This is a genomic window from Dactylosporangium sp. NPDC048998, from assembly GCF_043197855.1.
Classification (GTDB): Bacteria; Actinomycetota; Actinomycetes; order Mycobacteriales; family Micromonosporaceae; genus Dactylosporangium.
Genome location: NZ_JBICTV010000028.1, coordinates 78,910 through 92,813 on the forward strand (window position 1 = coordinate 78,910; position 13,904 = coordinate 92,813).

The following is a 13,904-nucleotide window of genomic DNA, read 5'->3' on the forward strand; positions in this document are numbered from 1 at the left end:
TCGTCTTCATCGATATTGTTGATGGTCGCCGGCTCTGGCGGCGACGAGTATGGATCCACGAAAGGCAAGCGTTGGAACACGTGTCATCGCCATCAGTTGCCCCGTTCGCCAGGCGTCGTCGTACCGTGTCATGGGTCGTGGCCGTGCTGGCCGTGCTCGGGGTCATGCTGCGCGCGACGGCGGCCTTCGCCGATTCGCTGCCCAATCTGCCGCAGAACGCGGGAGGGTACGAGCAGTCGTTCTCACCCGCGTACGACTACGACACCGATGGCTGCTACGCCGTCGCGGCCATCAGCCCCACCGGCACGCTCAACCCGGGACTCAACCCCACCGGGGCCCTCAACGGCAACTGCCGGGATCAGTCCGATCTGGACAGATCGCAGACGTATGCCCGGTCGAAGTGCAACAACGGCTGGTGTGCGATCGTCTACGCCAGCTACTTCGAGAAGGACCAGGCCCTGCCCGGCGTCAGCCTCGGCGGCCACCGGCACGACTGGGAGCACGTCATCTCCTGGGTCAACCAGGCGAGCAACCAGGTCGAGTACGTGACCACGACGCAGCACAGCAGCCAGGTGACGTACCCGCGCTCGCAGGTGCGGTTCGACGGAACCCATCCCAAGACCGTCTACCACAAGGACGGTGCGTCGACCCACTTCTTCCGGCTCGCCAACGCCAACGACGAGCCGCCGGAAAACCACTACCACAACTGGCGCTATCCGCCGTTGGTGGACTGGAACGGATGGCCCAGCACGGCGCTGCGTGACCGGCTGATGACCGCCGACTTCGGTTCGGCAACGATCAAGATCAAGGACGGCTCGTTCGAGTCGCTGCTCGCCGCGTCCAAGCCCGCCGGGATTCCGTTCAACCCACAGGGCTGACCAGCGCGACGGCCGGAGGACCGCCGGTTGCGCGCGATCCTCCGGCCGTCGCGCTCAGCCGGCGGGCTACCGCGATCAGATCTTCGCGGTGCCGTTGCCCTTGAGCGACTTGGTGATCGGCTTGCTGGATTCCACCAGCACGTAGCAGCGAGCGATCCGATCGCCATAGACCCAGGCCTTGTCGTCGCCGAGCCACCAGCCCATCCAGAAAGCCTTCATGCGCTCGAGTTGGGTCTCAGTGGTGCCGGTGTACTTCGCGACCATGGTGAAGCATCCGTCACCGACCGCGCTGCGGCCCTTGTCGAGCGTGTCCGGGTATTCACGGGTGGTGCTGTGAAAGGTTCCGGCGTATTCCGCGTCATGCGGGGCCGAACACGGCACGGCCTGCAGGTCGTCCCAGTCGTCGCCGTGCAGGACCATCTTGCCGCAGCCGCGGGCCAGCGGGCGGTCGCCGCGCAATGCGTCTTTGAGGCTCGTGTTGCGCTCGGTGACGATGTCCATGTCACTTTTGATCTCGGCGAGGTCACAGCGCAGGTACCGCGCGCCGCCGCGCCACTGGCTGGTCGTCGGGGGCATGACCATCAGGTCGAGCAGGCCGTTGTGCCAGTCGTCGCCGACGAACTGGCTGGCTTGGGTGCTGCAGGTGGCGAACGCTTCGCCCAAGGCCTCGCCCTTCGGCGGCTCGCTCGCGTCGGCGAGGGAGCCGGTGATCGCCCCGACGTAGACCGTCTCGCTCACATGCGGCTCGGTGCAGCCGACCGGCTTGCCGTACGCGACCGGGCTACGCATGTCGGTGGTGCGCACCGAGGTGCTCGTGTAGCAGGCACCCGCCACCGGGACCGGCACCTTGGCGGCCGGCAGCATCGCCCAGTCGTTGACGAGGTCGCCGTCCGTGCCGGCTGGCGCGCCACAACCCGCCAGCAGCGCCACCACCACCGCGGACATCGCGGACATGAGACAGCGACGGTTCATGAGCCGATCCTCCCCGTGTGACGTGCCGCAGCAGTGTGTCAACGCTCGAGCCCCCTTGGCAACCCGTCTTGCGGGCAGCCCGCCACCGACGCCATCACGTCATGCCCACCACCATTCCGATACGGTCTCTGGACCGGTTCGCGAGTTGGGCCGCAGGTCCGCGCGGAGCGGTCGCGGCAGGCCTGCGCGAGGCGAACGAACGGGGGAGGCTGAGACGATGGCGGCGGGTAAGGGGCCCAAGCCGGTCGTGGTCGAAGGGCTGGTCTGCGAGGAGCGGACCGTCATGGTGTGGCAGAACGGGGAGCGGGATGCGTGGTGGTCGCGGGCCACGGCGCTCGACCACGGACTGGAGAAGCCCGACTGGGTCAAGGCGGCGACCGGCGCGGACCGGCTCTCCGATCTGACCCTGGCGCAGGTGTCATGGCTGTTCGCGAAGGGACCCGAGGCGTCGGCGCGGGCGCTGCTCGCGGCGCCGCTGCCGCTGCTGCGGCACCGGCAACGGATCGATGTGGGCCGGGTCGCGGTCGCGCGGTTCGAACTGGACGCGCTGGAGCTCGCACTCAGCGAGGCGGGTGTGAGCGCCGACCGTCTGGGGGTGCTGATGCTGCCGTTCCGGGGGCCGGAGCCGGCCGCACTGGTCGCGGGATGGCTGCGGCACCTCGGGTCCGCGCGGCTGTGGGCGCGACTATGGCTGCACCGGCACGCCGAGACCGCAGCGCGGGCGCTGATCCCGGGCGCGCTCGGGCGCCCGGGCAAGCCGCGACAGAATGCCGACGACGCGCTGCGCTATCTGGCCGCCATCGGCCACGGGCCGATCATTGTCAAGATCGCTGACGAGTACGGGGTCGCCGCCCTGCTCGAACCCGCCGCCGGCCGTGAGCTACCGGCCGGCGGGCCGAATTGGCGACCGGCGGATGACCTGCTCACGCCCGTACCCTCGGTGTTTCCGGACGCGGCGCACGCCGCGCGGAAAGTGAAGGCACCGGAGTGGGCCCGACCTGAGCGGCTGCCGGAGATCCGGCTGGCCGGGGGCGGGACGATGCCGCAGGACGAGGTCGCTCGGTTGGTCGGTGCGCTGACCCGGTCACGCCTGGCGGAGGCGCCGGAACCGGCGCCCGGGGATCCCGCACCGCACGACAGCGGTCTGCCGCTGGCCGTCGAGTCGTCGGCGGCCGCGCAGCCGCTGGTAGACGCGGCCGATCCGGAGTCGGAGAGGCTGATCGCGGGCTGCGACAGACAAAGCCTGGCGGCATTCGGGCGGGCGCTGCTGCAGGAGTGGCTGACCGACAAGATGCCGGCGTCGGAGGCGTGGGTGGTGCTGGCGCAAGCGCACGTCGGCGACGACGCCACGATGGACACGCTCGCGCCGCTGGTGCGGTCGTGGCCGGCGAAAAGCCGGTACGCGCGGGCGATCGACGGATTCGCGGTGCTGGCCACGGTGGGCACGGACGTGGCGCTGCGGCACCTACTGGCGATCGAGGAGGGCATGTCGGGCGGGCCGACGAACGAACGGGTCATGGTCTACCTCACGCAGGCCGCCGCGCGGCGCGGACTGTCCGTGACGCAGCTGGCGGACCGCCTGGCGGTCACGCACGGGCTGGACACCGGGGTCACGCTGGACTACGGCCCGCGCGCGTTCACGGTGGTCACGGACCATCACCTCACCGCCTACGCCATGGACGCGGACGGGCGGCGTCTGACGAGGCCGCCCAAGCCGGGCGTCAAGGACACCAATCCCGAGGCGTACCAGCAATTCCTGCGGTTGAAACAGGATCTGCGAGCGACCGTGGTGGCACAGATCGTGCGCCTGGAGCAGGACATGCTCGCGCATCGGCTCCGGCCGGCGCGGGACATCTCGGCAGTCCTGCTGCCGCACCCGATCCTGGGCCCGATCGCACGGCGGCTGTTGTGGGGCGAGTACGACCCGGGGAAATGCCTGGTCCGGGCGCTACGGATCGCGGAGGACGGCAGCTTCGCGGACATTCACGACACGACCGCGATCGTCGACGGGGACGCGCCGCTCGGCATCGTGCACCCGGCGGAGCTCGGCGGGGACCTCGCCGACTGGGCGCAGATCTTCGCCGACTACGAGATTCTGCCGCCATTCCCGCAGGTGCACCGACCGGCGGTGGCGCTGACCGAGGCCGAGCGCGCGGCGACGAGCCTGGCGGGGATTCGGACCGGTGGCGACGGACCAGGTCGTAGGGCTGCTGCGCGGACGGTGGCAGGGGAACGGGTACGACCAGTCGAGCCGTCTGCACACCCAGCTGGCGCACGAACTGCCCGGCGGGCTGACGTTGCTGGTCGAGCTGGATCCGGGCGTAGCGACGTTGACCTACAACGCGGTCGCCGACCAGCGGATCACCGAGATCTGGGCGGATGACGTGTGGTCGGATCACTGGCAGGTCGCGCGGCGTACCCCCATGGGGGTTTGTGATCCGGCCGCCCTGTCGGAGTTGCTGGTCAAGCTCTATGCGCTCAAAAGCTGAGCAGCTCGAGGACCGGAGGATGCGCTGACTCTTCCGGATGGCTTCCGGAAGAGTAGTGGTCCTTTCACCGAAGCCGCGCGATCATGATCCGCTAAGACTGGGCGCTTGATCAGGCATAACTCCCTTCTGAGGGAGCCCTTACGTTTCGTAGATCTTCCGGGAATTGTTGACGCCTCCGTCGTGGCGGACGATACTGTCCCATCGACGGATTTCGACGTCATCGAGCCGTCACGCATGGCACGGCGCCGTGCCTGGTGGCCGCAACCCTGGCCGCCGTATGCCCCACCGGGTCATGCCCCGCCGCCTGGCGTCCCGCCAGCCGTCCCAGGAGGAAACGCCCACATGACCGACGCCTCAACCCGTCCGAAACGCCGCCGATCCAGCCGTGCCCGGCTACTGTTCGGCGGCGCCTGCGCCACGGCCATGCTCGTGGCCGCGGCCCTGCTGCCCGGCGTCGCCCGCGCCGATGCCAACCTGACCATCACCTCGAACGCGACGGGCACCCACAACGGCTTCTTCTACTCGTACTGGAAGGACAGCGGCAACGTCACCATGACCCTGGGCGCCGCCGGCAATTACAGCGTCCAGTGGAGCAACATGAACAACATGGTGGTCGGCAAGGGTTGGAATCCCGGCTCCAGCACCCACACCGTGAACTACTCGGGCACCTTCAGCCCGAACGGCAACGGGTACCTGTCGCTGTACGGCTGGACGACCAACCCGCTGATCGAGTACTACGTCGTGGAGAACTTCGGCTCGTACAACCCGAGTTCGGGCGCCACCCGGCTGGGTTCCGTCACCTCGGACGGCAGCACCTACGACATCTACCGCACCCAACGCGTCAACCAGCCCTCCATCCAGGGCACCGCGACGTTCTACCAGTACTGGAGCGTCCGGCAGTCGCACCGCAGCAGCGGCACCATCACCGTCGCCAACCACTTCAACGCATGGCGCAGCCTGGGCCTGACCCTCGGCACCATGAACTACCAGATCATGGCCACCGAGGGCTACCAGAGCAGCGGTAGCTCCAACATCACCGTCAGCGAAGGCACCGGCGGCCCCACCACCGCGCCGCCGACGACCGTGCCGCCGACGACCGTGCCCCCGACCACCACGCCCCCGACCACCACGCCGCCGGCGGGCGGTAGCGGCTGCCGCGCCACCTACTCGGTGTCCAGCAGTTGGCAGGGCGGCTTCAATGCCGACGTGGCCGTGACCAACACCGGATCGTCCACGCTCAACGGTTGGACCGTGCGCATGACCCTGCCGAGCGGGCAGACCATCGCCAGCCTGTGGAGCGGCGTGAACAGCGGTACGAGCGGGGCGGTCACGGTCAAGAACGCCTCGTACAACGGCACCCTCGCGGGCGGCGCCTCAACCTCGTTCGGGTACACCGGCGCCGGCGACGGTTCGCTGACGCCCAGCAACATCAGTTGCACCAGCCCCTGACCCCGCACACCATCGCCACTCCAGATCGGGCCGGCTCGGGATACCCCGGGCCGGCCCGCGCTCGATTCGGGTTGCCGGCGTGATGCTGTCAGTACTGCTAGCGTGCTCCCGGGAGGGTAAGAGATGCGACGCTACGGCTCCGTGATCCGGCTGCGGCCCGAGCACCGGGACACGTATCTGCAACTTCACGCCGCGGTCTGGCCCGCCGTCGAGCGGACGCTGCACGAGGCCAACATCCGCAACTACACCATCTTCCTGCACGGCGACCTGCTGTTCGGCTACTACGAGTACGTCGGCGGGGACCACGACGCCGACCAGGCGCGTATCGCCGCCGACCCGCAGACGCGGGAGTGGTGGAAGCTCACCGATCCCTGCCAGGAGTCCCTCGCCGAGCCCGGCACCGGGCACTGGTGGGCGCCGATGCGCGAGGTCTGGCACCTCACCGAGGAGCCCGCGTGAGCAGGTCCTCGTGGGACGGCGGCCCGGTCCTCCCGGCACATCCGACGTAGGATCCCGTTGTGCAGGTGCGTTTCGCTCGGCAGACGGCCCGGCTCGACGAGGTGGTGGCGTTCTACCGTGACCGGCTGGGCCTGCCCGAGATCGGGCGCTCCGCCGGCCACGACGGCTACGACGGCGTCATGCTCGACCTGCCCGGCACCGGCGCGCACCTGGAGTTCACCGCCACCGCCCACCTGGCGCCGCCGGCGGCGCACGAGGAGCAGTTGATCGTGCTGTACCTGGGCGACCGCGCCGCCGTCGAGGCCCTCGTCGCCCGCTCGGGCGCGACCCCGGTCCCCAGCGCCAACCCCTACTGGGACCGGGTCGGCGTCACCGTCGCCGACCCGGACGGCTTCCGGGTCGTGCTCGTCGCCGGCGCGTGGGATGCCGCGGACTGAGCGCCGCGGACGGCGAATTCCGGTTGCGATTACAGGTCGTTGCCGGCGTACGACAGGTTGAAGCTCTTGTTGACCAGGGGGAAGTCCGGCACGATGGTGCCCGCGAGGGCCACCGGGAGCGCGGGCCAGTTGAAGAACGAGGGGTCGACGACCTTGACCCTGGTCAGCCGCTCATCGGCGCCGATCTCGACGCGGTGCACGATGGTGCCGCGCCAGCCCTCCACGATGCCCACCCCGGACGCGGCGGGGCCGGCCGAGGGCATGTGGTCGGTGCCGGGCCAGGTGGCGACGGTGCCGGGGGTGACGGTGCGGACCAGGACGCCCAGCGCGGCGAGGGAGGCGTCGATCTCGGCGGCGCGTTGCTGGAAGCGGGCCAGGACGTCACCGGTGCCGTGGGTGGCGACGGTGAACAGGTCGCTCATGCGCAGGCCCTCGTCGTCGAGGACGCCGGCGGGGTGGTCGAGGCGGGCGTCGGTGCCGAGACCGCTGGCGCGGGCGACGTAGCCGAGCGCGCCGAGATCGCGGGCCTGCTCGACGGTGAGGACCGCGGTTCCGGTGAAGCGTTCGGCCACGAGCGAATTGCCCAGCGCGAGGTCGACGACCTCGCGGATGTCGGCGCCGATGGCGGCCAGCCGGTCGGGGGAGGGGACCTCGCGGAGGGCGGCGCCGCCGGGCCGGACCCCGCCGCGCAGCAGCCGGTGGCCGGTGGTGTCCCGGTTGAGGCGCAGCAGGGTTTCCTTGATGCGCAGCGCGTGGGCGTTGAGCACGCCGTGGCCGACGTCGTTGCACAGGGCGCCGATGTCGCCGACATGGTTGTAGAGGCGTTCCAGTTCGAGCAGGATCGCGCGCATCCGCCGCGCCTCGAACGGCACCTCGAACTGCCGGGCGTCCTCGAGGGCGAGGCAGTAGGCCAGCGCGTGGCCGACGGCGGTGTCGCCGGAGATGCGTTCCGCCAGGGGCAGGCCGGCCTGGACGTCGCGGCCCTCGAACAGTTTCTCGACGCCCTTGTGGACGTACCACAGGCGGGCCTTCAGCTTGAGAATGGTTTCCCCGACGACCGAGAACCGGAAGTGGCCGGGCTCGATCAGCCCGGCGTGGACCGGCCCGACCGGGATCTCGTACACCCCCGGACCCTGCACGGTGAGGAACGGGAACGGCTCGTCGGTGTCGCCGAACCGGGGCGGGGGGCCGGCGTCGCGGCGCATCGGGTACCAGCCGGAGGGCCAGTGCGGGTGGCGGACGAGCCGGCGGGGCAGCGGGTGGTCGACGGGCCGGATGCCGTACAGGTCGTGCATCTCGCGTTCGAAGCGGCCGGCCGGGAACGACAGCCCGGCCAGGGTCGGCACGGCCGGGGCCGCGGGGTCGACGGGCAGGTGGAGTTCCACTCGCCGGTCCGGGTCGGCCGCGACGTACAGGTAGACGACGCGCATCGTGCCCCGATCGGGTCCGGGGTCGTGGTGGGCGGCGACGAGGGCCAGCCGGAAGCCCCTGCGTTGCAGGGTGCCGGCGTGTTCGGCCAGGGTGGCGGCGGTGGTCGCGACGGCGACCCGGTGGTGGCCGGTCATGATCCTCCTGCCACGACGGTTGCGGCGGCGTGCAGCAGGTCGGTGACCGGCCCGAGGGTCACGCCGAGGGCGGCCACCCCGAGCAGGCCGGCGATCAGGGGCAGCGCGGCGGCGACGGTGAACGGTACGGCCGGCTCACCGGTGGCGGCTTCTTGCGGGGGTGGGCCCAGCAGCATCCGCCCGGTGTGCGCGGCGATGGCGGCGAAGGCGGCCAGGGTCAGGGCGAACGCGGCGGCGGTCGCCCACGTCAGTCCGGCGGTCGCGCCGGCGCGGGCGATACCGAGCTCGCTGGCGAAGAGCGCGGCCGGGGGGAAGCCGAGCAGGGCGAGGACGGCGAGGCCGAACAGCCCGGCCAGCAACGGCATGCGCGTGGCGAGAGCGCGGACGTCGGTGATCCGGCTGCTGTGGTGCCGGTGCAGGATGTGCCCGCAGGACAGGAAGGCGACGGTCTTGGCCAGGCCGTGCCCGGCCATGTGCAGCAGCAGCGCGGCGACCGCGAGGCGGCTGCCGATCGCCGCGGCCAGGGCGATCAGGCCCATGTGCTCCATCGACGAGTAGGCCAGCATGCGCTTGTAGTCGCGCTGCCCGATCAGCAGGATCGCGGCGAGGGCGAGGGTGGCCAGCGCCATGATCAGCAGCAGGGTGCGCAGGTATCCGCCGCCGAGCGCGGGATCGGCGATGGCCTTGACCCGCAGCACGGCGTAGAGAGCGACCGGGAGCAGCACGCCGGACATGAGCGCCGACACCGGCGCGGGGGCCTGCGAGTGGGCGTCGGGCAGCCAGGCGTGCAGCGGGATGAGGCCGGCCTTGGCGCCGAAGCCCACGACCGCGAGGCCGACGGCGATGCGGGTGACCGCCGGGTCCAGCTCGCCGGCATGCCCGGTGAGCGCGGCCCAGTCCAGCGCGTCCTCGCCGGAGAGGCCGGCGTGCTTGGCGGCGGAGTACAGCAGCACCAGGCCGAGGAACGCGATGGCGATGGCGGCGGAGCAGATGACCACGTACTTCCAGGCCGCCTCCAGGGCGGGCCGGTCGCGATGGTGGCCGACCAGGAACGCGGTGACGATGGTGGTGGCCTCGACCGCGACCCACAGCACGCCGAGGTTGCCGGCCAGCACCGCGGTGGCCATCGCGGCGATGAACAGGTGCAGCAGGATGCCGTACCAGCGCGCTCGGCGCCGGCCGACCTGCCCGGCGGCGAGGTAGGCCGGGGAGGCCCAGCAGGCCAGCAGGGCGACCGCGCCGACCCCGAGCAGCATCCACGCGGAGAGGGCATCGGCGCGGATCAGGCCGCCTGCCGTGCGGACCTGCCCCTCCCGGGTGACGGTGGCGGCCAGGGCGATCGCGTCGGCCGCCAGGAGGGCCGTGGTGGCGATGCCCGCCCAGGCGGTGCTGCGGCCGCGCCAGCCGGCGGCGGCGAAGAGCAGGGCGGCCACGAGCGGCAGCAGGATCGGGGCGAGGAGCAGCAGCGTGGGCATCAGTCGTGCAACTCCCGCAGCTCGTCCAGGTCGCTGGTGCCGAACGTGGCCCGCAGCCGGGTGGTCAGGACCTGCAGCACGAGGACCACCAGCAGCAGGTCGAAGGAGACGCCGAGCTCCACGATCAGCGGGACGCCGGCGGCGGCCAGGAACGCGGTGGCGGTGATCCCGTTGTCCAGCAACAGGAACCCCACCACCTGCGACACCGCCCGGCGGCGGGTGACCAGCGCGAAGAACCCGATCAGCACCACCGCCACCGCGGCCGGCAGGATCGTGGTGGCCGCCGACGGTGCCAGCGCGACGAGCGGCCGGGTGACCGCGTACGCGAGCAGGGTCAGGACGGCCGCCGCGAGCAGGGACGCTGCCGTGTTGACCACGGGCCGGGTCTCGCGGGTCTCGGCCGCCGTGCCGCCCAGGGCCCGCCGGGCCAGATACGGCAGGACACCGGCCCGCAGCAGGCCCAGGCCGACGGCGACCAGGATCAGCTCCAGGCTGCGCTGGTGGACGCCCATGATCGCGACGATCGCGGCCAGCGCGGCGCCCTGGAGCCCGAACAGCCGGATCATGGGGGCGAGCTGGTGGCGCCACAGCACGCCGATCGCGGAGAGCAGGAACAGGCCGGCGGCCAGGTCGAGCAACAGTGGATAGCTGGTGTCGGTCATGTTCGGCCCCGGGAACTCAGGCGAGGAAGAAGGAGGAGGCGACGGCGAGCAGGGCGAGCACGAACGAGCCGGCGAGCAGCTCCGGCACGCGGAACAGGCGCAGCTTGGCGATGAACACCTCGGCCGCACCCAGCCCCGCACCCAGCACCGCCACCTTCGCCACGAAGGCCAGCAGGGCGAGCGGAAGCGCGGCCAAGCCCGCCAGGCCGGCACCGGCGATGCCCCACGGCGCGAACAGGGAGGCCAGCAGGCCGAGCAGGACGGTGAGGCGCATCGAGGACGCCCACTCGACCAGGGCCAGGTCGGCGCCGGCGTACTCCAGCACCATCGCCTCGTGGATCATGGTGAGCTCCAGATGCGTGGCGGGGTTGTCCACCGGCAGCCGCCCGGTCTCCGCCACCACCACGATCGCGAGGGCGGCGGCGGCCAGGAGGCTGGCCGGTGAGGCGACCGTCAGCGGAGCGTGCAGCGTGGCGCCGACGATCTCGGCCAGGTTGGTGGAGCCCACCCGCGCGGACAGCGCGAAGACCGAGACCAGGATCGTCGGCTCCACCAGCGCCAGGATCGTGATCTCCCGGCTGGCGCCCATGCCGCCGAAGGCGGTGCCGGTGTCCAGTGCGGCCAGGGCGAGCGTGACGGTACCCAGGGCGAGCAGCCCGACCACGACGAACAGGTCCGCGATCGAATCCAGCGGCGAGGCGGTGCTCAGCAGCGGAACCACCGCGGCCAGCACCAGCGAGGTCCCCGTCAACAGCAGGGGCGCGAGCCGGAAGGCCCAGCCGGTGCCGGTCGGGGTCGCCGGCGCCCGGCGCAGCAGCTTGCGTAGGTCCCGCCACGGCTGGGTGACGCCGGCGCCGGCGCGCCCCTCCAGCCGGGCGCGGACCTGGCGCATCACGCCGATCAGCAGCGGCCCGCCGGCCGCCACCACGACGACCTGCGCTGCGGCGGCGATCGACGCGGACACGGTGCTCGCCGTCGTCATCGGGTCACCGCCAGCACCAGCAGCAGGCCGATCACGCCGAAGAACCCGTAGGCCAGGTAGCGATGCACGCTGCCGTTGGCCAGCACCGGTCCCAGCCGGCCCAGTCGGCGCGCGGCCGCGACGATCGGGGCGTAGACGGCGTGCTCCACCCGGTCCGGCACCCGGGCCTGGTAGGCCACCCGCGCGACAAGGTATGCCGATTCGGCGTGCGGGGTCACGTCGACGTCGGTCTCCGGTGCGAGGACGTCGTCGAACACCCGCTGCATCGGCTCGGCGAACGAGGTTGCGGTGTACTGCATCCGGGCGGTGGGCGCTCCGGCGCCGCAGTCCCACAGCGGCACCGCCCGGCGCCGGGCGACCCGTATGGTCACCAGCCGCACCAGGACGGCCGTCACGGCCACGGCGGCCACCAGGGCCACCGCGATCAGCAGCGGCGACATGGTGCTGGCGACCCCGGCCAGGTGCACGCTCACCCCACCACCGACCGCGGCCGCGGGGACGTGCAGTGCCGCGCCGGCGGCCCGGGAGAGCACCCCACCCAGCGCCGTGGGGGCCAGCGCTAGGCCGGCGCAGGCCGCCGCCAGGGCGCCCATCGCGGCGAGCATCGACGGCGGGGGCTCCGCCGCCGAGGCTGCCGCGTCGCTGCGGGGGCGGGCGAAGAACCCGACCCCCAGCGCCTTGACGAAGGTGGCGACCGCCAGCCCGGCGGTCAGCGCCACCGCCGCTACCGCGAGGGGCATCGCGACCGCGGTGACCACGCCTCCGGCCGGCAGCGCGTGGACCAGCGACTGCAGCAGCAGCCACTCGGAGACGAAGCCGTTGCCCGGCGGCAGCGCCGCCGCCCCCAGCGCGCCGACGGCGAACAGCGCCGTGGTGACGGGCATGCGTGGGCGCAGCCCGCCCAGGGCGTCCAGGTCGCGGCTGCCGGTGGCGCGCAGCACCGACCCGGCGGCGGTGAACAGCAGCGCCTTGAACCCGGCGTGGTTGAGCACGTGCAGCAGGGCCGCGCTCATGGCCAGGGCGGCGAGGGCGGGCGCGTCGGCGGTGTGGAAGATGCCGGCGGCGCCCAGGCCGAGGAAGACCAGGCCCATGTTCTCCACCGTCGAGTAGGCCAGCAGGCGTTTGAGGTCGGCCGCGACGGCGGCCTGCAGGATGCCGTAGAGCGCCGACACGACGCCCAGCGCGAGGACGAGCAGCCACCACCAGCGGGCGCCCCCGCCCAGCAGGTCGAAGCCGACCCGGACCACCCCGTACACGCCGAGGTTGACCATCGCGGCGGACAGCATCGCCGAGACCGGGCTCGGGGCTTCGGCGTGCGCGCGGGGCAGCCACACGTGCAGCGGTACCAGGCCGGACTTCGACCCGAACCCGGTGAGCACCAGCACGAACACCACGCCGCGCACGCCCGGCGACAGGTGGGCGGCGCGCAGGTCGGCGAACGAGTCGCCGCCCGCGTGGGCGGCGTACAGCACCAGGCCGAGCAGGATCGCCACGAACCCGAGGTGGGTCAGGACGGCGTACCACCGGCCGGCCTCGGCCACCGCCGGGCGCGCCCGGTGCTCGGCCAGCACCAGCACGAGCGAGGTGGCCGCCATCAACTCCCACAGCACCAGCAGCGTCGGCACGCTCGCGGCGGCCGGCACGAGCAGCAGCGCCAGGGCGAACACCGGCAGTGCCGACTGCACCGCACGCCCGCTCGGGCCGTGACCGTGGCCGGCGTAGCCGATGCCGTACAGCGCCGTGACCGCCAGCACGCCGCCGGTCACGGCGATGAACCAGCCGCCGAGCGGGTCGAGCCCGAGCTGCACCCCGGTGAGGGGCAGCAGGCCGGGCAGCCGGGCCGTGAACGCCTGGCCGCGAAGCGCGGCCACGCCGGCGACGAGGCCGGCCAGCCCGATCCCCGCCGTCGCGGCGCCGACGAGCCCGGGGCGGGCCCGCGCAGGAGCGCACAGCGCGGCGAGGACACCGGCCGCCGCCAGGACGCACCCGGCGGCCAGCGCGGAGGCGATCACGTTCACCGGCCGGTCAACCCGCGCAGCGCGGCCACGATCGCATCCGGCTCCGGCGGGCACCCGGGGACCCGCACGTCGACCGGCACCACGTCGGCCACCCCGCCCTGCACGCCGTAGCCGCCGGCGAACTCGCCCGCGTCGATCGCACAGTCCCCGACCGCCACCACGATCCGCGGCTCGGACACCGTGTCGAGGGTGCGCCGCAACGGCGTCGCCATGTTGCGCGTCACCGGCCCAGTCACCAGTAGCGCGTCGGCGTGCCGCGGCGAGGCGACCAGCCGGGCGCCGTAGCGCTCGGCGTCGTACACCGGCCCGAACGCCGAGGAGATCTCGACCTCGCAGCCGTTGCACGAGCCGGCGTCCACGTGCCGGACCTGCACCGATCCGGCCAGGAAGGCGGCCTTCGGGCAGGAGAGCCCGGCCGGGCGGGGCCCGGCGGGCTCGGCCACCCGCCCGGTCCGGCGGATCTTGCGCCAGAGGTTGAACGCGGCCATGGTCGTTTGTCGCTCCAGGGGGAGGGGAGG

The 13,904-nt window shown here is 72.3% G+C and carries 12 protein-coding genes; 5 read left to right on the forward strand and 7 right to left on the reverse strand.

Features of this window, described 5'->3' with window-relative positions; translation table 11 throughout:
• The first annotated feature begins 125 nt into the window (after positions 1–125).
• On the forward strand, positions 126–878 hold the full coding sequence (locus ACGFI8_RS38020) for an NPP1 family protein (RefSeq protein ID WP_392812100.1): 753 nt from the start codon (positions 126–128) through the stop codon (positions 876–878).
• A gap of 75 nt (positions 879–953) precedes the next feature.
• Here ACGFI8_RS38020 and ACGFI8_RS38025 read toward each other — a convergent pair whose 3' ends face one another.
• A complete protein-coding gene (locus ACGFI8_RS38025) occupies positions 954–1,823 on the reverse strand; it encodes a septum formation family protein (RefSeq protein WP_392812102.1) in 870 nt (289 codons plus the stop codon).
• 244 nt (positions 1,824–2,067) lie between these two features.
• Here ACGFI8_RS38025 and ACGFI8_RS38030 point away from each other — a divergent pair, with 244 nt between their 5' ends.
• The 4 genes from ACGFI8_RS38030 (at position 2,068) to ACGFI8_RS38045 (ending at position 6,684) form a co-directional block, all read left to right on the forward strand.
• Entirely contained in the window at positions 2,068–4,233 is a 2,166-nt protein-coding gene (locus ACGFI8_RS38030; RefSeq protein ID WP_392812104.1) for a DUF4132 domain-containing protein, read from the forward strand.
• 448 nt (positions 4,234–4,681) lie between these two features.
• Positions 4,682–5,788 (forward strand): glycoside hydrolase family 11 protein, encoded by a 1,107-nt coding sequence (locus ACGFI8_RS38035; RefSeq protein WP_392812105.1) that lies wholly within the window; start codon positions 4,682–4,684, stop codon positions 5,786–5,788.
• Positions 5,789–5,911: 123 nt separating this feature from the next.
• Positions 5,912–6,247 carry an L-rhamnose mutarotase gene (locus ACGFI8_RS38040; protein WP_392812106.1) on the forward strand — a complete coding sequence of 112 codons (336 nt, stop codon included), beginning with the start codon at positions 5,912–5,914 and terminating at the stop codon, positions 6,245–6,247.
• Positions 6,248–6,306: 59 nt separating this feature from the next.
• Entirely contained in the window at positions 6,307–6,684 is a 378-nt protein-coding gene (locus ACGFI8_RS38045; RefSeq protein ID WP_392812108.1) for a VOC family protein, read from the forward strand.
• 29 nt (positions 6,685–6,713) lie between these two features.
• On the opposite strand, the gene ACGFI8_RS38050 is transcribed toward ACGFI8_RS38045, so the two are convergent.
• The 6 genes from ACGFI8_RS38050 to ACGFI8_RS38075 are packed head-to-tail and all read right to left on the reverse strand — an operon-like array spanning position 6,714 to position 13,874.
• Entirely contained in the window at positions 6,714–8,249 is a 1,536-nt protein-coding gene (locus tag ACGFI8_RS38050) for an NADH-quinone oxidoreductase subunit C (protein ID WP_392812110.1), read from the reverse strand.
• Entirely contained in the window at positions 8,246–9,724 is a 1,479-nt protein-coding gene (locus ACGFI8_RS38055; protein ID WP_392812112.1) for a proton-conducting transporter membrane subunit, read from the reverse strand. Before ACGFI8_RS38055 ends, ACGFI8_RS38050 begins: the two co-directional genes overlap by 4 nt.
• Entirely contained in the window at positions 9,724–10,386 is a 663-nt protein-coding gene (locus tag ACGFI8_RS38060) for a hypothetical protein (RefSeq protein ID WP_392812114.1), read from the reverse strand. The genes ACGFI8_RS38055 and ACGFI8_RS38060 overlap by 1 nt, the downstream gene beginning before the upstream one ends.
• A 16-nt stretch (positions 10,387–10,402) precedes the next feature.
• Complete coding sequence (locus ACGFI8_RS38065; RefSeq protein ID WP_392812115.1) at positions 10,403–11,368, reverse strand: respiratory chain complex I subunit 1 family protein; 966 nt, start codon at positions 11,366–11,368, stop codon at positions 10,403–10,405.
• A complete protein-coding gene (locus ACGFI8_RS38070; RefSeq protein WP_392812116.1) occupies positions 11,365–13,386 on the reverse strand; it encodes a proton-conducting transporter membrane subunit in 2,022 nt (673 codons plus the stop codon). The genes ACGFI8_RS38065 and ACGFI8_RS38070 overlap by 4 nt, the downstream gene beginning before the upstream one ends.
• Complete coding sequence (locus ACGFI8_RS38075) at positions 13,383–13,874, reverse strand: NADH-quinone oxidoreductase subunit B family protein (RefSeq protein WP_392812117.1); 492 nt, start codon at positions 13,872–13,874, stop codon at positions 13,383–13,385. The genes ACGFI8_RS38070 and ACGFI8_RS38075 overlap by 4 nt, the downstream gene beginning before the upstream one ends.
• Between the last annotated feature and the right edge of the window lie 30 nt (positions 13,875–13,904).